18 protein-coding genes are annotated in these 18712 nt (G+C 69.4%); 4 read left to right on the top strand and 14 right to left on the bottom strand.

Translation table 11 applies throughout. The annotated features are described in order from the left end of the window. Positions 1 to 2: 2 nt before the first annotated feature. The 12 genes from murG to ACOQPQ_RS04665 form a co-directional block, all read right to left on the bottom strand. Complete coding sequence (gene murG / locus ACOQPQ_RS04610; RefSeq protein WP_420638272.1) at positions 3 to 1163, bottom strand: undecaprenyldiphospho-muramoylpentapeptide beta-N-acetylglucosaminyltransferase; 1161 nt, start codon at positions 1161 to 1163, stop codon at positions 3 to 5. Beyond that, a complete protein-coding gene (gene ftsW, locus ACOQPQ_RS04615; protein WP_420638273.1) occupies positions 1160 to 2350 on the bottom strand; it encodes a putative lipid II flippase FtsW in 1191 nt (396 codons plus the stop codon). Before ftsW ends, murG begins: the two co-directional genes overlap by 4 nt. Continuing rightward, the gene (murD, locus tag ACOQPQ_RS04620) at positions 2347 to 3669 is read right to left on the bottom strand and encodes a UDP-N-acetylmuramoyl-L-alanine--D-glutamate ligase (RefSeq protein WP_420638274.1); all 1323 of its coding nucleotides are present in this window, start codon (positions 3667 to 3669) and stop codon (positions 2347 to 2349) included. Before murD ends, ftsW begins: the two co-directional genes overlap by 4 nt. After that, on the bottom strand, positions 3666 to 4697 hold the full coding sequence (gene mraY / locus ACOQPQ_RS04625) for a phospho-N-acetylmuramoyl-pentapeptide-transferase (RefSeq protein WP_420638275.1): 1032 nt from the start codon (positions 4695 to 4697) through the stop codon (positions 3666 to 3668). The genes murD and mraY overlap by 4 nt, the downstream gene beginning before the upstream one ends. Beyond that, positions 4694 to 6127: a UDP-N-acetylmuramoyl-L-alanyl-D-glutamate--2,6-diaminopimelate ligase gene (locus ACOQPQ_RS04630; RefSeq protein ID WP_420638276.1), complete on the bottom strand. Its 1434-nt coding sequence runs from the start codon at positions 6125 to 6127 to the stop codon at positions 4694 to 4696. The genes mraY and ACOQPQ_RS04630 overlap by 4 nt, the downstream gene beginning before the upstream one ends. A gap of 11 nt (positions 6128 to 6138) precedes the next feature. Then, complete coding sequence (locus ACOQPQ_RS04635) at positions 6139 to 8232, bottom strand: penicillin-binding transpeptidase domain-containing protein (protein ID WP_420638277.1); 2094 nt, start codon at positions 8230 to 8232, stop codon at positions 6139 to 6141. Continuing rightward, positions 8229 to 8615, bottom strand: coding sequence for a hypothetical protein (locus tag ACOQPQ_RS04640; protein WP_420638278.1), 387 nt, complete (start codon positions 8613 to 8615; stop codon positions 8229 to 8231). Before ACOQPQ_RS04640 ends, ACOQPQ_RS04635 begins: the two co-directional genes overlap by 4 nt. Then, on the bottom strand, positions 8615 to 9604 hold the full coding sequence (gene rsmH / locus ACOQPQ_RS04645) for a 16S rRNA (cytosine(1402)-N(4))-methyltransferase RsmH (protein WP_420638279.1): 990 nt from the start codon (positions 9602 to 9604) through the stop codon (positions 8615 to 8617). Before rsmH ends, ACOQPQ_RS04640 begins: the two co-directional genes overlap by 1 nt. A 290-nt stretch (positions 9605 to 9894) precedes the next feature. Beyond that, positions 9895 to 10302, bottom strand: coding sequence for a division/cell wall cluster transcriptional repressor MraZ (locus ACOQPQ_RS04650; RefSeq protein ID WP_420638280.1), 408 nt, complete (start codon positions 10300 to 10302; stop codon positions 9895 to 9897). Positions 10303 to 10541: 239 nt separating this feature from the next. Continuing rightward, positions 10542 to 11318: a lipoyl protein ligase domain-containing protein gene (locus ACOQPQ_RS04655; RefSeq protein ID WP_420638281.1), complete on the bottom strand. Its 777-nt coding sequence runs from the start codon at positions 11316 to 11318 to the stop codon at positions 10542 to 10544. Next, positions 11302 to 11820: an HNH endonuclease gene (locus tag ACOQPQ_RS04660; RefSeq protein ID WP_420638282.1), complete on the bottom strand. Its 519-nt coding sequence runs from the start codon at positions 11818 to 11820 to the stop codon at positions 11302 to 11304. Before ACOQPQ_RS04660 ends, ACOQPQ_RS04655 begins: the two co-directional genes overlap by 17 nt. Positions 11821 to 11923: 103 nt before the next feature. Continuing rightward, positions 11924 to 12148 (bottom strand): hypothetical protein, encoded by a 225-nt coding sequence (locus tag ACOQPQ_RS04665; RefSeq protein WP_420638283.1) that lies wholly within the window; start codon positions 12146 to 12148, stop codon positions 11924 to 11926. An 86-nt stretch (positions 12149 to 12234) separates the two neighbouring features. Between ACOQPQ_RS04665 and ACOQPQ_RS04670 the strand changes: the two genes are divergently transcribed. The 4 genes from ACOQPQ_RS04670 (at position 12235) to ACOQPQ_RS04685 (ending at position 16525) form a co-directional block, all read left to right on the top strand. Further along, positions 12235 to 12810, top strand: coding sequence for an HhH-GPD-type base excision DNA repair protein (locus ACOQPQ_RS04670; RefSeq protein WP_420638284.1), 576 nt, complete (start codon positions 12235 to 12237; stop codon positions 12808 to 12810). A gap of 131 nt (positions 12811 to 12941) precedes the next feature. Next, positions 12942 to 13904, top strand: coding sequence for a sugar ABC transporter substrate-binding protein (locus ACOQPQ_RS04675; RefSeq protein WP_420638285.1), 963 nt, complete (start codon positions 12942 to 12944; stop codon positions 13902 to 13904). Between the two features lie 55 nt (positions 13905 to 13959). After that, entirely contained in the window at positions 13960 to 15474 is a 1515-nt protein-coding gene (locus ACOQPQ_RS04680) for a sugar ABC transporter ATP-binding protein (protein ID WP_420638286.1), read from the top strand. Position 15475: 1 nt separating this feature from the next. Continuing rightward, positions 15476 to 16525, top strand: coding sequence for an ABC transporter permease (locus ACOQPQ_RS04685; RefSeq protein ID WP_420638287.1), 1050 nt, complete (start codon positions 15476 to 15478; stop codon positions 16523 to 16525). A 33-nt stretch (positions 16526 to 16558) separates the two neighbouring features. Here the strand turns inward: ACOQPQ_RS04685 and ACOQPQ_RS04690 are convergent, their stop codons facing one another. After that, on the bottom strand, positions 16559 to 17581 hold the full coding sequence (locus ACOQPQ_RS04690; protein WP_420638288.1) for an alcohol dehydrogenase catalytic domain-containing protein: 1023 nt from the start codon (positions 17579 to 17581) through the stop codon (positions 16559 to 16561). 7 nt (positions 17582 to 17588) lie between these two features. Then, the gene (locus ACOQPQ_RS04695; protein ID WP_420638289.1) at positions 17589 to 18707 is read right to left on the bottom strand and encodes a hypothetical protein; all 1119 of its coding nucleotides are present in this window, start codon (positions 18705 to 18707) and stop codon (positions 17589 to 17591) included. Between the last annotated feature and the right edge of the window lie 5 nt (positions 18708 to 18712).

The following is an 18712-nucleotide window of genomic DNA, read 5'->3' on the forward strand; positions in this document are numbered from 1 at the left end:
GGCTATTCTCGCCGCCGCCGTCGGCGGATTCGGGGAACGCCCGCGTGTTCCTCCAGGAGTTCGGCCACGGCCCGGTCGGCATCACGGCGACCGAGTTGGCCGGCCCGTTGCCCCATGGCCTCCAGGCGGCCGGACTCCCCCATCAGGGCATCCACCTCGGCAACCAGGCGGGCCCCGTCCATGTCGGCGTCGGGCACCAGCACCGCTCCCCCGGCTCGGGCCAGTCGAGCGGCGTTGGCCGTTTGGTGATCACCGGGGGCCGACGGCAGCGGCACCAGAACCGACGGCAGGGCGACCACGGCCAGCTCGGCCACGCTGGTGGCCCCGGCCCGTCCTACCATCAGGTCGGCCGCGGCGTACACCCGCCCCATGTCGTGCTCGTACTCCACCGCCCGATACTGCAGCGGGGCGCCGGCCAGGTCGGGACGGAGGTCGGCCAGCTCCCGCCAGTCCCGGCGGCCCACCACGTGGTGGACGGCCAGGTCGTCCCGGTCGGCCCAGTAGCGGGCGGCCTCGAAGGCGGCCCGGTTGACTCGGGCCGCTCCCAGCGAGCCGCTGACCACCGCCACCAGGCGCCGGTGGTCGTCCACCCCCAGGGCGGCGCGGGCGGCCGCCCGGTGGCTCGCCCGATCGATGGCCTGGACCTCGTCGCGTACCGGGTTGCCGGTCACCACCGCCCGGGGCAGTTTTGTGTCGGGAAACGAGACCGCGCAGGCCCGGGCCCATCGCCCCGACAGGCGGTTGGCCATGCCAGGAGCGGCGTTCTGTTCGGCCACCACCACCGGGATGCCGAGCCGTCGAGCGGCCAGCGCGCAGGGCACGCTGGCGTAGCCCCCCACCCCCAGCACCACCGACGGTTGTAGTCGGCGCAACAGTCGACCGGCCTGGGCCACCGCTTGGGCCATTCCCCAGGCCGACGGAACGTTCTGCCAGGTGAGTCGGCGCTGCAAGCCCCGGCCCGGCAGCGTGGTCAGCTCGAATCCGGCGGCCGGTACCAGCGTGTGCTCCACCCCCCGATCCGACCCCACGAAGTGGATTTCCTCGGGCCGATGGCCGCTCCGCACCAAAGCCTGGGCCACGGCCAGCCCGGGGTTGACGTGGCCCGCCGTGCCCCCGCCGGCGATCACCGCCCACACCGATGCCGACGGTTCGGGAGGGCTCACGGCTCGACCCGGATCTGGCGGGCGATGTTGAGCAGCACGCCGGTGGCCACCATGGCGGACAGCAACGCCGAACCTCCCACCGACAGGAACGGCAGGGGCACCCCGGTGATGGGCAGGACCCCCACCACCGCGGCGATGTTCACGAAGGCCTGCGCCCCCACCCACACCGTGATGGCCGCGGCCAGCACCTGGCCGAAGCGGTCGGGGGCGTTCAGGGCGACCCAGATCCCACAGAAGACGAACCCGGCGAACAGGCAGATGACGAACATCGCCCCCATCCAACCCATTTCTTCGGCCAAAACGGCGAACACGAAGTCGGTTTGGGCCTCGGGCAGGAACCCCCATTTGATCCGGCTCTCCCCCAGCCCCACCCCCGAGGCCCCGCCCGAGGCGATGCCCACCCGGGACTGGATGGTCTGCCAGCCGGAATCCAACGGATCGGACCAGGGATCGAGCATCGACACCACCCGGTCGCGGCGATAGCCCGACCCCCAGGCGGCCAACGCCGCCGCCCCCCCGCTGAGCAGCGACCAGCCGGTGAGCGGCAAAAGCGGCACCCCGGCCATGAACAAGGCGGCGAAGGCCACCATCACGATGATCACCGCCGTCCCCAGGTTGGGTTGGAGCAGGATGAACCCGGCCATGAGGCTGCACACCACCAGCACCGGTCGGATGGTGGTGCGGGTGTCGCGCTCGGCCCCCGCTTTGTCCCCCACCCGGTCGGCCAGCCAGCTCGCGGCGAACAGGGCCATGGCCAGCTTGGCCAACTCCGAGGGTTGGAAGCTGAGGGGCCCGAAGTAGATCCACCGGGTGGCCCCGTTGGCCGTGGTGCCGATCCCCGGAATCAGCACCGCAACCAACAGCACCATGGTGAGCACCACCAGGCCGTTGGCGCACCGCTGCCACTGCCGGTAGTTCACTCGCATCATCACCAGCAGTGCCACCAACCCGCCCATGCTCCACACCAGTTGGCGCTGGAAGGTGAACCAGGTGGATTGGCCCACGTACAGGCTGGTGACCGACGACACCGACAGCACCATCACCAGGCCGACGGCGTTGAGGGTCACGATCAGTCCGAACAACAGGTAGAAGGGGATGGTGGCCTGGCCCACCGGCGCGGCCCGCAGGGCGGCCACCAGCGCCGCCGGCCAGGTTCGCCTGCCGAGGTGGGGCGCGACGGTGGTCATGGCGATCCTCCGATCAGCTCGTGCACCTGCTGGGTGAAGTGGTCGCCCCGCTCGGCGTAGGAGCCGTACCAGTCGAACGACGCACACCCCGGCGACAGCAACACCGCGTCACCGGGCCGGGCCGCGTCGGCGGCCATCCGCACGGCGTCGGCCATGGACGAGGCCTCCGCCACCGGGCAGCGACCGGCGAACACTCGGCGCACCTCGGGGGCGGCCTCCCCGATGGCCACCACCGAGCGCACCGCGTCGACCACCTCGACCATCGGGCCCAGGTCGATGCCCTTGTTGCGACCTCCGGCGATGAGCACCGCCGGGCCCACCGACCGCACGGCGGCACACACGGCATGAGGGGTGGTGGCCTTGGAATCGTCGTAGAAGCGGACCCCGTCGCGCTCACCCACCAGGGCCACCCGGTGGGGCAACCCCGTCCAGGCCACCAGCGCATCCCGCACGCCCTCCACATGAGCCCCGCCGGCCATGGCCACCGCGGTAGCGGCCAGGGCGTTGGCCAGCTCATGGGGCTGCGACCGCCGTAGCTCGGCGGTGTCGATCAGCTTCTCCGATTCGGCCCACAGCGCGCCGCCGCTCACCCGGAAGTCACCGTGGCGGAGCCCGAAGGTCACCACCCGGCCGCAGGCGGGGGCGGCGGCGGCGACCACCGGGTCGCCCCCGTTCACCACCGAGATGCTGTCGTCGTCCACCCGGTGCCACAGCGAGGCCTTGGCCTGCCGGTAGCGCTCCAGCGAGGCGTGGACGTCCAGATGGTCGGGGGCGAAGTTCAGCCACGCCCCCACCTCGGGGCGAAAGCACCGGCTGTGCCCCAACCGGAACGAGGAGGCCTCCACCACAAAAGTTGCCGGGGTCGGGTCGCGAACGGCTTCCACCAACGGTACGTCGGTGTTGCCCGCCACCGCGGCGGCGATGCCCGAGGCCTCCATCATGGCGGCCACCATCTCCACCACCGTGGTCTTGCCGTTGGTCCCGGTGACCGCCAACCGGGGGCGGGAGTCCCAGCGCTGGGCCAGGTCGAACTCGGAGATGACCGGGGTTCCGGCGTCGGCCGCGGCCCGCATCACCGGATGGGCCTCAGGCAGGCCGGGGGTGGGTACCAGCACCTCGGCGTCGGCCACCAGGGCCCGCCACCGGTCGGCGCCGGGAGCGGCCACCAGGTCGATTCCCAACGCAACCGCTCGGGCCACGGCGTCGGGCGCGGGGGCGTCGTCGGCCGCCACCACCGCACCGCCCCGTTCGAGCAGTTGCGCGGCCACCGCCTGATTGGTGACGGCGAAGCCGGCCAAGAGCACCGGACCCCCGCTCAATCGGCACCCCCGATCGACACGAAGTCGGCGTAGAACAGGCCCAGGGCCACCGCGGTGGCCAACCCGGTCATGATCCACAGCCGGATGATGACCGTGGTTTCCGGCCAACCGGCCAGCTCGAAATGGTGATGGACGGGGGCCATGCGGAACACCCGGGTGCCGAACACCCGGAAGCTGAACACCTGGATGATCACCGACAGGGTCTCCATCACGAACAGCCCGCCGATGATGGGCAACAGCAGGTGGGTGTTGGTGGCCAGGGCCAGCGCGGCCAGGCCGGTGCCCAGGGCCAACGACCCGGTGTCGCCCATGAAGATCTGGGCGGGGGCGGCGTTCCACCACATGAATCCGGCGGCGGCCCCCACCATGGCCGCGGCCACGATGGCCAGGTCCAGGGCGTGGGGGATGCCGTAGATGTCCTGGTTGCGAAAGGCCCAAAAGGCGATCACCACGAAGGCGGCGAAGGCGAACATGGAGGAGCCCGCGGCCAGGCTGTCGAGGCCGTCGGTGAGGTTCACCGCATTGCTGGTGCCCAGGATGAGCAACACCGCCCACAGCCCCCAGCCCCACGGCCCGAGATCGATGTCCAGGGAGTCGTAGCGGGTGAAGGAGAGGTTGGTGCGGACGTCGGTCAGGTGGATCATCAACACGGCGTAGCCCACCGCCACCACCAACAGGCCTAGGATCTTGGTTCGCTTGCCCAACCCCAGGTTGCGCTCCCGGGATACCTTCAGCCAGTCGTCCACGAAGCCCACGATGCCCGCGCCCACGATGGCGGCCATCACGATCAGGCCGGTGCGGGTGAAGATGCCGTTGTAGAGGTCGCTGATGGCGTAGCCCGCCAGGGCCCCCACCACAATGGCCACCCCGCCCATAGTGGGGGTGCCCGCCTTGCTGACATGACCTTGGGGCCCGTCCTGGCGAATGGGTTGCCCGATGGCGTGCTTGCGCAGAAACCTGATCAGGGAGCGGGTGCCGAACAACGAGATCAACCCGGCGATGGCGGCAGCCACCAGAAGACGGATCACCCGGCCACCTCCTCGGCAGCTCTCTCTTGCACGCCGTCGGCCCCGGTACCCAGGATCTCGGCGATCACGGCCCGGTCGTCGAAGGGGAGGTGTCGGTCCCCCACCACCTGGACGGTCTCGTGCCCCTTTCCGGCCACCACCACCACGTCGCCGGCGGCGGCCTCAGCCAGGCACCGGGCGATGGCCTCCCGCCGATCGGGCTCGGCGGCCACGGTGCCCGTGCCCTTGCGTACACCGGCCAGCACGTCGGCGATGATGGCCTCGGGATCCTCGTCGCGGGGGTTGTCGGAGGTGACGATCACCTGATCGGCGGCTCGGCCGGCCACCCGGCCCATCACCGGCCGCTTGGCCGTGTCCCGATTGCCGCCGCAACCGAACACCACCCGCAGGCACCCGGTGCCGGTCACCAGCTCCCGGGCGGCGGCCAGCACCTCGCCCAGGCCCTGCGGGGTGTGGGCGTAGTCCACCACCACCATGAACGGGTGGTCGGATGCCACCACCTCGAAGCGGCCCGGTACGGGGGCGGCCGCCTGCAGGCCGGCCACCACCTCGGCCACGCCGACGCCCAAGGCCAACGCGGCCTCCGCCGCGGCCAGGGCGTTGGCCGCGTTGAAGCGACCCCGCAACGGCAGGGCGACGTCGTGTCCCCGCCAGCGCAACGCCGTTCCCTCGGGCGCCGGGGTCACCCGGTGGCTTCGGGGGTCGAATCCCACGGTGGGAATACCCGGTTCGGCCAGCAGCCGCCCGCCGTGTTCGTCGGCCCGGTTGACCACCGCCCGGTCCGACAGCGAGGGGGTGAACAGCCGGGCCTTGGCCGAGAAGTACTCCTCGGTGGTGCGGTGGTAGTCGAGGTGTTCGGGGGAGAGGTTGGTGAACACGGCCACGTCGAAGCGGGTGCCGTCCACCCGGTGTTGGTGCAGGGCGTGGCTGGACACCTCCATGGCCACCGCCTGGCCCCCCGCCGAGCGCCAGGCGGCCAGCCGTTGCTGCAGGTCGAGGGACTCGGGGGTGGTCCGGGTGCCCGACAGCGTGCCCAGCACCTCGGTTCGCACGCCGGCGGCGGCCAGTACCGATCCCAGCAGGCGGCACACCGTGGTCTTGCCGTTGGTGCCGGTGACCCCCACCACGGTGAGGGATTGAGACGGATGGCCGTGGAACGCCGAGGAGATCGGCCCCATGGCTCGGCGCACCGACGGGGTCTGGATCTGCGGACCCTCCAGCGGGAGCGACCGTTGCACCACCAGGCCGGCCGCCCCCCGGCGGAGGGCCTCGGGGGCATGGTCGTGGCCGTCGTGGTGGGCGCCGGGCACGCAGAAGAACAGGTCACCGGGTTGCACCCGCCGGGAATCGTGGGCCAGCCCGGTGACCGCGGCGTCCCCGCACCGGGTAACGGCCCCACCGGCGGCCTCGGCCAGCAAGGCCAATGGCATCGACCGGGTGGTCACGGCCCGGCCTCAGCTTGTGGGGATGCTTCGGAGTCCGGTGGCGGGGCTTCCGGCTGAGGAATCGCCGCCGGCGCGGACTCCGGCACCAGCTCCGCGGTGGCCGCCGGCGCGGACTCCGGCACCAGCTCCGGGGTCGCCGTCGGCGCGGACTCCGGCGCGGGCTCCGGGGTCGCCGTCGGCGCGGACTCCGGCGCCGGGTCCGGCGCGGGCTCCGAGGTGGCCGCCGTCGGTGTCGGTTCGGCAACCGGCTGGGGGGTGGGAGCCGGGCCCAGTTTGGGGGGCACGGTGATGAAGTCCACCGGGGGGGCGATGCGCAGGCGTTGCAGGGAGTACTTGGCCAGATCGGCGAACAGGGGGGCGGCGGCCTGGCTGGCGTAGAAGTTGGTCACCGGTTCGTCGATCACCACGATCATCGAGAGTTGGGGATCCTCCGCCGGGTAGAAGCCGGCAAAAGTTGCCGTGTAGCGGCTGAACCCCTCGCTGTCCTCGTAGTTGCCGTCGGACAGCACCTTCTGGCCGGTCCCGGTCTTGCCGGCAATGGTGTAGCCGTCGACCTGGGCGTTGCGCCCCGTCCCCTCTCGCACCGCCGTGACCAGCATGTCGGTCATCTGCGAGGCGGTTCGCTCCGACACCACCCGCACCGGCCCGCCCCGATCCAGGGCGACCTCCCGGCCTTCGGCGTCCACCGCCGACCGCACCAGTGTGGGGGGCACCAGCACGCCGTCGTTGGCCAGCGTGTTGTACACCATCAGCACCTGCAGGGGTGTGGCCAGAATGCCCTGTCCGAGAGCGAAGCTGGCCACGTCGGTGCCGCTCCAGGTGAGCAGTTGGGGCACCAATCCCGCCGACTCCCCCTTGAACCCCAACCCCGTCGTCCAGCCCAGTCCGAAGCGGGACAGGTAAGCGGCCAGGCGGGTGGAGCCCAGGACCAGGGCCCACTCCACGGTGCCGGTGTTGGACGAACGGGCCAGGATTTCCTCCATGCTGTAGAGCACCGTGCCGTACTCGGTGTGGTCGGTGAACACCTGATCGTAGAGCTCGATCCAGTGATTCACTTCGCGCACGTGGTGGGGCGCCCCCAACTCCTCCTCGATCACCCCGGAGAGGGCCACGCTCTTCATCACCGATCCGGGCTCATAGGCCCAGGTGACCGCACGGTTCTCGGTGAGCGCCACCGGCTCACCCTCGTCGTCTCGACCCACCGAGGCCATGGCCAGGATCTCCCCGGTGGCCGGAACCATGATCACCACCGTGCCGCTCTGCGCATCCACCTCGTCGATCTGTCGCTTCAACGCCCGTTCGGCCTCGAACTGCAGCGACCGGTCGATGGTCAGGTGCAGGTCGGCACCGGGCTGGGCCGGGCGGATGTGACGGGCGCCGGTGGGAATGGTGCGTCCGTCGTGGCTGCTCTCCAGCACCATCTCGCCGGGGACGCCGCCCAGCAGCTCGTCGAATTGGTACTCGAGGCCGCTGATGCCCCGCTGGTCCACGTCCACGGTGCCCACCACCGATTGGCCCAGGCGAGCACCCGCCGGATTGAAGCGGGCCGACTCCTCCAGCCGGTACACGCCCGTCAGGGAGAGGTCGGCCACCGACCAGGCCACGCGGTCGGGCACGGTCCGGGCCAGGTAGGCGTGCTGGTCGGGTTCGCTCAGCAGGGCCAACAGCCGCTGCTCGTCCATGTCCAGCACCGGGGCCAGGGCCGCGGCCGCGGCCGCCGGGTCATCCACGTGGCTGGGATCGGCCCAGATCGTCCATTGCGGCACCGACACGGCCAGCTCGCTGCCGTTGCGATCCAGGATTCGGCCCCGGTCGGCGGTCAGCTTCACCGTGCGGATGCGCTGTTGCTGGCCGTACTCCACGTAGGCGTCGGAGTTGAAGAACTGCAGGTCGGCCAACCGAACGCTCAGCACCACCGCCATCAGGGCGAAGACCACCGCCATCGCCAAACCACGACGCCGCCGGGACCGGACCCCTTTGGCCCGCTCCGACTCGACAACCCCCCGGCGGGGTGGGGCGACCCCCTTGGATCCCCGGGCGTCAGCGGGCCCCCGGCGGCGGTCTCCGCCGGTGCCCCCCGCGGCGTTCACCGGGCGCCACCCTCCTCCAACTCCACCGGCACCAGGTACACCCGTTGATCCGGTTCCACCATGCCCAGCCGATACAGGGCTTCAGCCACGATGCGGTCGGGAGCCTCGGCCCGGGCCACGTTGAGCCGCAACCGATCGTTGACCGCCCGGGCGTCGTCGAGTTGCTCGTTCAGACCGTCGAGCGTGGTCTGGCGATCCACGATCACGGCGTGGAACAAGGCCAGGGCGAACAGGGCGATCACCACCGTCACCGCGGCCGCCCAGCCCAGGATGGGCATCAGCCTCCGGCGGGGGCGGGGGGCGGCCCGCAGGTGTCGGCGGGGTTGCTCGGCCGGTTGCGGCGGGGACGGGGCGGGCCGGGGGCGTTGCTGCGGGGCGGCCATCAGGCGGCTTCCCTGTCGTGTTCGTCCGGTTGGGTTCCCCGCTTGGCGAAGGCCCGGAACCGGGCGCTGGAGGCTCGGGGGTTGTCGGCCACCTCCTGGGCGCGGGGGCGGCGGCTGCCCCGGGGGATGAGTTCTATGGCCGGAGGCGACTGGCCGGCCGCCCGGGGCAGGCCCCGAAAACGGGCTTCGTCGTCGAGGCCGGCCCGGCGGCGGAGCACCTGCTTGACGATGCGGTCCTCGCCGCTGTGGTAGCTGAGCACCACCCCCCGGCCCTCGGGGACCAGGCGGTCGATGACGGCGTGGAGGGCGGGCTCGATCTGATCCAACTCGTCGTTGACCGCGATGCGGATGGCCTGGAAGGTGCGCTTGGCCGGGTGGCCTCCCCGTCTGCGGGCCGGTGCGGGAATGGCCTCTCGAACCACGTCGGCCAGCGCGGCGGTGCCGACAATCGGCCGGGCCCGGACGATGGCCGCCGCCACCCGATGGGCGTAGCGCTCGTCGCCGAACGCACGCAGGACTCCGGCCAGCCGTTCCGTCGGCCAGGTGTTCACCACGTCGTGGGCCGAGGTCGGCTGGGCGCGGTCCATCCTCATGTCCAGCGGGCCGTCGTGGCGGTAGCTGAACCCCCGGTTGGGCCGGTCCAGTTGCGCGGAGCTGACGCCGAGGTCGAACAGCGAACCCGCCAATCGGGACACGCCCTGGGCGTCCAGCACGTCGGCCAGTTGGCCGAAACGGGCCTGGCAGATGGTGGCGTCCCGGTCGACCAGGGCGGCGCGGGCGGCCTCGACCGCGGAGGGGTCACGGTCGAGGCCGATCAGCGCGAGATCGGGGCGGGCGTTCAGCAGGGCCCGGGCGTGGCCTCCCCCGCCCACGGTGGCGTCCAGGAACACCCCCGAAGGGATGGTGGCCAGGTGGTCCACCACTTCGGCCACCATGACCGGGTGATGCAGAAATCGGCTGTCGCTCGCCGTTGGCGGCCCGCCGGTCATGTTCATGCACCTCCTCAGCGGCTCATCGGGCCGGTGGTTGCGAGATGAGCTTTTGCGCCCGAGGCGGTCGGGCGACCAAAATGGCGCTCATCGGCAGTCCTCCGCCTGGCGATCGCACTCCGGGATTTCTCCCCGGTTGTGTCAAATGGCAAGCGGGCGGAGTAGGGGCCTTCCATCTTCGTCAGACGGAGGACTGCCCATGAGCGCTCAGTTGTTTGTTCGTGCCCCGTTGTTGGTCGGTACTCCCTTCGCTCGGGACCGGTGTCCCTGTTTCGTCTCATCGGACCGCATCACAGCCAGCGGTCCACGTCGACATCGCCGTGCTCGGCGTGCAGCGACTGCCACTCGTCGGCATCCCACACCTCGCCGCGGTTGAACACGCCCACCAGGACCACGCTCTTGTGCAGTCCCAGCGCTTCCCGCTTGGACGACGGCAGGCTGAGGCGGCCCTGGGCGTCGACCGGCGCGGGCTCGAGGCTGGCCGAGAACCGCCGCAACTCGTCGCCGGTGGCCTCACCGTTGCGCACGGCCGCCTCCAACCGCTCCAGCGAGCTGCGGGCCTCGTCGGCGGTCCAGATGCCGAGGCATCGCTTGTAGACGGCCACATAGGCCCCCTCGGCCAGCGCGGAACGAAAGGCCGGGGGCAACGAGAGCCGACCCTTCTCGTCCAGCGAGCGATCGTGCTCACCGGTGAGCATTGTCGGCTCCGTCCCGGTTCCCGAGGTCGTGCCCTACTCGGGCTTGCCCCCAAAGGATGTTCCCCTTTTCTCCCATTTCGTCCCACAATATCCCCCACTACCCCACCAATGCAACCCCCTCCTGAGCAATTGGGCGGCAACGTCCCCCTTGCGTCGTCTTCCGGAGCGCGCCGCTCGGGTGGAGGTACTGGCGCGCCGCTGCTCGGGCAGGCCTCCTGGGCCGGCCTGCTCGGGCGGTACTACTGAGGCATTGCCGCCAGAAGGGCGGCGTGGAGGTGCTCGGGGCGAGCCGCAACCGGGCGAGCCGCACGGGCCAGGGCACCTCGGAGTTCCTCGACCCGGTGGGACGGCACTACCAGACGCTTCAGCAGCGTCTCGGGCGCCCACCGACGGTAAAGGAGTGTTTGGAACCGGGCCGTGGTCCGGGTACGGCGCTGGGTGACGCCCACCACTTTGGCCCCCCCGACGGTGACCTCCCCCGGCCCCCGGCCGGCGAAGCAGACCAGCCGCCCCCACGGGCCGGGCTCGAAGCGTTGGACCACCTGCGCCGGGCCGACGCCCAGGGAGGCCAAGGCGTCGGCCCAGGCCCGACCCAGCCACCACGACGCCCGGTTCACGTCGTCGTCCCACAGCGGGTCGCCCCGGCCGACGATCACGTCGACCCACACGCAGTCACCGGGGGTCACCAGCACCGCGCCCCCGCCGCTCCGGCGTCGCACAATGGAGATGCCCGAAGTGTCGGCAGGGTCACCGTCGGCCGGGCCGCCGCTCGCGGACTCGGTCGTGGTACCGGTCGCCGGGCCGGCGGCCACCGTCTCCGGCTGGGTCGACCCCAGCACCACGGCGGCGTCGAGGGGTGTCATGAGCCACACCTCTCGGCCGGCGTCGGGATCCGGGGTGCGGGCGTGCAACTCCCCTACCGTTCCCGACAGGCGGCGGACCGCCCACCCGCCGTGCTGAGGACCGGCCCCCGCCGTGGCCTCACGTGTTGCCGTGGGTTCAGGCGGTTTGGGCAATCGATTCGGCGCTCGGGTCCAGGTAGGGCAGCCAGTCGGAGGGCACGTGGCCGACCGCCGATGCCACCCAGGCCGACCGTGGCGGCTCCGCCGGGGGGCGCAGCAACCGCATCGGGGTCTCCGACAGCAGGCGGTCGCGCTTGTTCATGTTGCACCGGCGGCAGGCGGCCACCACGTTGTCCCAGGAGTGGGCCCCTCCCCGACTGCGGGGCCGGACGTGGTCGATCGAGTCGGCGTGGCGACCGCAGTACTGACAGCGGTAGCCGTCGCGGGCGAACACCCCTCGGCGGCTCAGGCCACCGGTGCGGAAGAAGGGCACCTTCACGAAGTAGCGCAGGCGCACTACCGAGGGCACCGGCACGTCCAGGCGCTCGGAGCGGATCCGATCACCCGACTCCAGTACCACCTCGGCCTTGTCCCCCATGACCAGAATCACGGCGCGCCGGGGGGACACCACGCTCAGTGGTTCGAAGGAGGCGTTCAGCACCAGCGCCCGGCTCATGGCAGAAACCATAGTGAACCGACCGGCCGACTTGGTGCGGTTTACTGCTTGGCCAACCGTTGCCCACTGTCATGGCCCTCTACCGGAGGAAGGGCCGGTGGTCTCACAATTGCTTCGCCCGCTCCCACGATCGGCACCACTGCAGGTACGTGATCAGATCGTCGGCCCGGGCGTCGTGGTCGCCATCGCCGTACATGGTGACCATGCGGAACCGCACGTAGGCCGGGTCGGGAAACCCCCGCAACCGCCACCCCAGCCGCACGGCTGTGGCCCAGAGGCCGGGCCTGCCCAGCAACCTCACCATAATCCCCACCGGCACCCGAGCCACCCCACCACGATAGTGGCCCGTCAGTAGTGCCCCGTCAGTGCCCCGTTGCCGATGACGATTTGGGCGAACGGCAGTACGATGGCCCGATGGGAACACTTGCCGTAACCGGCGATCCGAACGCCGACCAACTCCTCATCGACGACCCCTTCGCCCTGCTGTTGGCCATGATGCTCGACCAGCAAATCCCCATGGAGTGGGCGTTCAAGTCGCCGTTGCGACTGAAGGAGCGCATTCCCGACGACTTCTCCGCTGAGCGCCTGGCCGTGCTGGACCCCGACAAGGCCGAGGCCGCCTTCAAGGAGAAGCCCGCCCTGCACCGGTTCCCCGGATCAATGGCCCGCCGAGCCCAGGAGCTGGCCCGCTACATCGTGGAGCACTACGACGGCGATGCCGGTCGGGTGTGGGCCGACGCCGCCACCGGTGAGGAGCTGCTGGAGCGGCTGAAGGGCCTCCCCGGTTACGGGGACGAGAAGGCCAAGATCTTCCTGGCGGTGCTGGCCAAGCGCTTCAACGTGACCCCGGCCGGCTGGGAAGCCGCCGCAGGCCCCTTCGCCGACGCCACCCCCCGCTCGGTGGCCGACATCGACGGCCCCGACGCCCTCGCCGAGGTCCGCGCCTGGAAGAAGGCCCAAAAGGCCAAAGGCAAGACCAAACAAGACTGACCCCCGACCCCCGGCGAACTGCCTCCCCGAGCGTAGGGAGAGAGAAAGTTGCGCCTTGGTGAAGGCGTGGGTAATTTCTCCCCTGGAAACGTTTCTAGCCGTGCTTCGGCGGATGCGGGGAGGAGAAGACAATGACCAAGAGCCTGAAGCTGGTGCTGGCCCTTCTGGCGGCCCTGATGCTGTTGGCCACCGCAGTCACTGCGTGCGGAGGTGACGACGATGACGAAGCCGTGATCGGCTACATCTCGCTGGGGGATTCCGTTCCGTTCGTCAAGCTGGTTTCCGACTCGGTGCAGCGGGAAGCCGACGCCGCCGGTCTCAATCTGGTGGTCTGCGACTCCGAGATCGACCCGGCCAAAGCCCTGGAGTGCGCCCAGCTCATGGGACAGCGCGACGTTGACGTGGTGTTGAACTTCCAGGTGTTCCAGGAGTCGAGTCCCGAAATCTGCGCGGCCTACGACAACGTACCCACCATCGCCATCGACATTGTGCAGGATCCCTGTGAAGTGGCCTTCATGGGGGCCGACAATCAAGGGGCCGGCGAACTGGCCGGCTCGGCCATCGGGGCGTTCATCAAGGAGAACTTCGACTGCGAATACGACGCCTACGTGTCGTTGGAGTCGACGGCGGCCGGCGCCGCCAATCAGGCCCGCATGGGCGGGTACCGCTCCGGCTTCACCCAGCACTGCCCGCTGGTCAACGCCCGGGTGATGGACGGGGCCGACCGCACCGACACCGCCCTCGAGCAGATGACCGACCTGCTGCCCGCTCTGCCCGGCGAGCGGATCGTGGTGGTGGCCATCAACGAAGACGGCATCATCGGGGCCTTGGCCGCGGCCCGAACCCTCGGCCGTGAAGGCGACCTCTACTACTCGGGGCAGGGCACGGACCCGAGCATCTGGTGCGACATCCGCGACAACCCGAACTACGTGGCCTCCACCGCCTACTTCCCCGAGCGGTACGGCGAAATCCTCATTCCCGCCGCCCAGGCCATTTTGGACGGCGAGGAAGTGGCGGAGAATCTGTTCACCGAACACATCATCATCAACTCCGAGAACATCGAAAGCATCTACGAGGTGACGGACTGCGGCTGATCCGCCAAGGGCAGTTTCGATTGCCCAACGGGTCGCTGAGGAACTCCTTCCTGTCATGAGTACCTCCGGAACTGCGGTGGCCACGACCACGGTGGTGGCCACCGCCGGTATCCGAAAATCCTTCGGCGGGGTCGAAGTGCTGAAGGGTGTCGACCTGGAGGCCCGTTCGGGATCGGTGCTGGCCCTGCTCGGCGAGAACGGCGCCGGCAAGTCCACGCTGGTGAAGATCATCGTGGGCGACTACCGGCCCAACGCGGGCACGGTGATCATCGACGACGAGGCCCACCCCACGCTGACGCCCATCGAATCCCGGGCGGCGGGTATCTCCATGATCGCCCAGGAGTTCAACGACGCCCCCACCCTGACCGTGGCCGAGAACATCTCACTGGGTCGCATTCCGCACCGGCGGGGCATCGTCAGTTGGCGAGAAATGAATCGCCGGGCCCGGGCCATCCTGGAATCCCTCGAAGCCGACATCGACGTTGAAGCCGAGATATCGACCCTGACGGTGGGTGAGCGTCAGTTCGTGGAGATCGCCCGGGCGCTCTCCAGCGATGCCCGGGTTCTCATTCTGGATGAGCCCACCGCGGCGCTGTCCCAGCATGAGGCCGACGTGCTGTTCGACCGGATTCGTCGTCTTCGCGACCAGGGCCAGGCCATCGTCTACATCACCCACCGGCTGGACGAGGTGTTCGCCTTGTCGGACCGAGTACAGGTGTTGCGCGACGGGGAGGTCGCCCTGTTGGAGGCGACTGAGTCGGTGGATCGCCCGCAACTGGTGGCTGCCATGGTGGGTCGTCACGACCTGGGCACCGGTCGGCCCGATTCGACCGGCGGCCCCGATGGTGATGTCGCCTTGCGGTGGACCGGGGCGTCGTCACCCCCGAACTTCGCCGACGTCAACCTGCACGTCGGTGCGGGCGAGGTGGTGGCCCTGTTCGGAAAGCTCGGCTCGGGGGCACTGGAAATCGGGCGCAGCGCGTTCGGCCTGGAACCCATCACAGAAGGAACACTGGAGATCGGGGGCCAGGTGGCCGACCTGGCCGGACCGGTGGACGCCGTGAACCACGGCATCGGCTTTCTGAGCGAAGATCGCAAGGTGGGCGGGGCCTTCGCCTCCCGTCCCGTGGGGGAGAACGTGGCCGTAGCCTCATGGCCACGACTGGCCACTCGGGGCATCCTCAACGCCGACGTGGAGCAGCAGGCCTTCAACCGGTGGCTCGGTCGGCTTGCCATCCGGAGCAGCGGGCAGGCCTCCCAGCCAATGGAGGAGCTCTCGGGGGGCAACCAACAAAAGGTGCTGGTGTCGCGCTGGCTGGAACGGGAGGCCAACGCCCTGGTTATGCTCGAGCCCACCCGGGGGGTCGACGTGGGCGCCCGAGCCGACCTCTATCGCGTGCTCCGGGACCTGGCCGCACAGGGCGCGGCGATCTTGATCGTCACCTCCGACTACGAGGAAGTGATCGCGGTGGCCGACCGGGCGTCGGTGGTGGCCAAGGGGCGTATCACCGCGGCGCTGGAGGGAGACGACATCAATATGAACTCGCTGTTGACCCACGCCGGAGGCTGAGATGGACGAGACCCCCACGACCACTGAAGAATCGAGTGGCGATCACAGCCAGGCGGCACCGGACGCCGGTCAAGGGCTGCTCACCCGAGCGGTGGTGTCGCTGCCCGAGTCGGCCGCGCTGTTGTTCGTGCTCGCCGCACTGATTCTCTATTTCTCGCTCGCCTCCCAGTACTTCTTCGATTTCGACAACTTCGTCAACATCGCCCAGAACTCCGCGGTGATCGGCATCATCGCCATGCCGGCCACCATCTTGCTCATCGGCGGACAAGTCGACCTGTCGGTGGGCTCGGTGGCCGGACTGCTGGGCATGACCATGGCGGTGGCCACCACCGCCACCGACGCAACCACCACCCCTTACGGTTTCGGCGTCGGCATCGCTCTGGCCCTCCTCATCACCATCGGGATCGCCCTGCTCATCGGGATGTTCAACGGCTTCACGGTCACCAAGATCGGTCTGAACTCCCTCATCGTCACCCTGGGCGGCCTGGCCATGTTCCGGGGATTGACCAAGGTGCTGGGCGACGGCCAAACCATCCGATTGAACGGCTTCGGCGATCTCGGGGTGAGCCGACCCCTGTTCGACATACCCACCCCGGTCTACATCTTTCTCGGGGTGACCATCGCCTGTCACCTGCTCCTCAAGTACACCGTCTACGGCCGTTCGGTCTACGCCGTCGGCGCCAATCCCCATGCCGCTCGTCTGGCCGGCATTCGCACCGAACGGGTGCTGTTCATCGCCTTCGTCATCAGCGCGCTGGCCACCGCCATGGCCGGGCTCATCCGGGTTTCCCAGGTGGGCAGCGCCGCCACCAACAGCGGCGCCGGCTTCGAGCTGACCGTGGTGACCGCCATCATCTTGGGCGGGGCCAGCCTGTCCGGCGGTCGTGGCTCGATCATCGGCACGTTCTTGGCCCTGCTGGTGCTGAACGTGCTGGAGAACGGTCTCATTCAGACCGACGTCCCCACGTTCTGGATCGAGTTCAGCCAGGGTGCTCTGCTCGTGATCGCCGTCTCCTTCGACCGACTCCGGGTGCGACTCAGCAGCTCCTGAGTTCTCCGCAGCCTCCGGTTGGAGGCCCATCAACTAGGGCACGAGCACCGATCGCAGCACCCGGCCCGCTTCGAGGTCGTCGAGGGCGGCGTTGGCCTCCGACAGCGGGCGCTGTCGGCCCAGCAAATGGTCAACAGGCAAGTGCCCGGATCGATAAAAGTCCAGGACCTCGCGGATGTCGTCGGGCACGAATCCCCGAGAACCGTGAACCGAGGCCTCCTTCCAGATGAGGTCCACCGCCCGGACCGAGAACGCATCCACGCTGGAACCGATCAGAAGCACCATCCCCCCGATGCCCACCGCCTTGATGGCCTGGGTGTCCACGTCGGCCGAACCCACCGTTTGCACCACCACTTGGGGTCCGGCCGGACCGCAGGCCCGCTTGATTCCCTCCAGCATCTCCTGTTCGCCGTCGGCGGCCGATACCACCGCCCGGGCGCCGAGCCGCTCGGCCAGGTCCAGCTTGGCCGGGGAACGGCTCACGGCAACCACATCACAGCCGAGGAGGGCGGCCACCTGCACGGCATTCGAGCCGATCCCCCCCACCCCCAGCACCACCACGGTCATACCCGCTTCGACTTTCCCCACCCTGACCAGTGCGTGATACGGGGTGGCCACCGCGTCGGTCAGCACCGCCACCGCGGCGAGATCATCTTCCGGCTCCACGGCAATGACGTTGCGGGCGGGCACCAGCACCTCGTCGGCGAACGCCCCGTCGTACTCCACGCCCATGCGCCGCACCGACAGGCACATGTTCACCCGCCCGACAGAACACATCTCGCAGTGCCCGCAGTGCTCGATGTAGTAGACAGCCACCGGGGTGCCCACCTGCACATCATTCACGTCAGGGCCGAGGCGGGCCACCACCCCGGAGGCTTCGTGGCCGGGCACGATGGGCAGCGTTGAGTCGAAGCCACCCTTGCGCAGAAACACGTCGCTGCCACACACCCCGCAGGCGCGTACCTCCACCACCACTTGGCCGGGGCCGGGCTGGATGGGTTCCCGCTCGACCAACTCCAGGGGCTGCCCGTAGCCTCGCAGCTCGGCGGCCTGCACGACTGCCTCAGCCCGTGCCGGGCATCCCCAGCGCGCCGGCGTCAGGCAGCTCAGGGGCATCGAAATGGCTGGAACCGAAGCGGTCGGGCTTGGTGCGGCCCACCCGCACGTAATACTCCTCGGGCACGGCGGTGGGATCCTTGAACATCGACCACTGGCACTGCTGGCGCACCTCGGGATCCCGATTGGTGTCGGGGTACACCGGCGGGTCGATAACCCGAACCGGATAGCCGAACCGGTCGATGGGCAACTCCTCCATCAGCACGATGCAGTGGGCGCAGTAGAGGCAAACTCCTTTGGTGAAGTGGTTCCAGGAGGCTTCCTCGGTGGCCACGTCCCAGTTGTAGGGGGGCTCCATTCGGGCCGGGGTCTCTTCGATCCAGTCCCCCCTCACGATGCGCTGTCCCGACCCGCAGGGGTCGAACCGCAGGATGAACCGGTCGTCGGTCTCGGTCAGCTCGAAATCGCCGGTCCGCTCAGGACCCACCAGATGGCCTCGCATGGCCTCGCAGGCCACCAACATCAGGGTCTCCAGCCCCTCGTCCCAGGGGTGCTGATCGATGTCGAATTTGTTGTACCGCCAGGAGAACAAGGGAACGAGCACCCGTTGATACATGTCGGCAATGCCCTGAGCCCCGTGTCGCTCCTGGATGACCGACATGAGGCCGTAGGTGTGGTCCACATCACGATCGTGGGTTTGGCGCCAGGTCTCCTTCATGGCGGCCAGCCATTCCAGGGCCTCTTCGGCCTGCTCCCGATAGATGTAGGCCAGCAGTTTTCGTTGCTCCGACCGGTACTGGTCCCAGTGGCGATGGGGGTTCCAGGCTCGACCGTCGGGGCAGGTGAGTTTGGACTGCACATCGGCGTCGATGGCTGCCACCTCTTCGGGGGTGGCCCCCCCATCCCGGAGGAAGCCCCGGAGGTCGTTGATCCACTGGCGGTAGAGGCTGAAGCAGACGTTGGCCTCGTCGGTGAAGTAGTCGGCCAAGTCGGCAGCGGTCTCCCAGTCGCCCGAAGAAATGCTCTCGGCTATCTTGCGGTAGGTGGAGATCTTCTGGTCTTCCCAGGAGCCGAGCCGCACCCGGCGACCCAGTACCTCCGAGAATTCGATCCTGGTTTCGGACATTCCTC

It is taken from the genome of Candidatus Poriferisocius sp. (assembly GCF_965219775.1).
GTDB lineage: Bacteria > Actinomycetota > Acidimicrobiia > Acidimicrobiales > Bin134 > Poriferisocius.